This window comes from Bacillus sp. JJ864, from assembly GCF_036963045.1.
GTDB classification, from domain to species: Bacteria; Bacillota; Bacilli; order Bacillales; family Bacillaceae_G; genus Bacillus_A; species Bacillus_A pseudomycoides_C.
Window position 1 is genome coordinate 1 of the sequence record NZ_JBALLY010000266.1, and the last position, 994, is coordinate 994.

At 31.3% G+C, this 994-nt stretch carries 1 protein-coding gene; it reads right to left on the reverse strand.

All coding sequences use genetic code 11. The features are described from left to right. Positions 1 to 135: 135 nt before the first annotated feature. A partial coding sequence (locus tag V7024_RS24305) for a tyrosine-type recombinase/integrase (RefSeq protein WP_335524645.1) occupies positions 136 to 994 on the reverse strand: 859 nt, incomplete at its 5' end.

Consider the following 994-nt stretch of genomic DNA (forward strand, 5'->3'; position numbering starts at 1 on the left):
CAACACTTGTTATGAAATCTTATATAGTAAAGGAAACTGGAAAAGGCCGCAAGCAAAATAGATATAGTTTAATATAATTAGGTTATCGTAAATTAAAAGAGGAAGAGTTATAAATATACTCTTCCTCTTTTATAGTTAAAATTCATCATCAGCAATTAAATTCCCGGCGTCATGATCTTTCATTAATCGCTGCTTCAAATAATTCTCTTTCGTTGTGCGATCATCTTTATGCCCAACAGCTGCGGCTATGATATGCGGTGGTAATTGTTTATAGTCATATAAATATTGAACATAAAAATGCCGAAAGAAATGGGGAGTTATTTTTTCATTCTTTGTAAAAGATAAATCAGTTTCTTTTATAATCTTCGTAATATATTGAGACAAGTAATTTTCTTTATACGCTGTATGATTTTTTGTTTGAAATATTGTACCGCCATGCTTAATTCCTAATTCAATTGGCAGGCGTCGTCGTCTTCGAAAAGCAATGATTCTCTCAAACACAGCTTTATTAATGGGTACAATTCGTTCAGAATCTCCTTTTGTATTTACATAAAGATAATAACGATCGCGTAATACATCATATTCTAAATCTTCCCACCTTGCATGCGCAATTTCGGCAACACGTAATCCTGTTGTTGCCAATATCGAGAGCAAGGCATAATTGATAGGATTATTTTTATAATGGGAAAGCAATTGTTTTACTTCTTCATAAGATAACTCTCTTCTTGGTTTATGTTTTTTCGTTATCGTTGTACTTAGTATTTCAATGTACAAAGGCTCTTTAATATATTCAATTTCATATAACCATTTTAAAAAAGAACGTGTAATGCGTATCTTTCTACTTACTGTTGCTGGCTTATAAGTTTCATTTGATTGATAGGAAATAGCTTCTTCAGCAAGCCACTTTTGATAATTACGAATATGTCGTTTTCGTAAATTTATCCAAACTTTACCTTCTATGAAATGTTCCACATCAATTTGTAAAAATTCCATA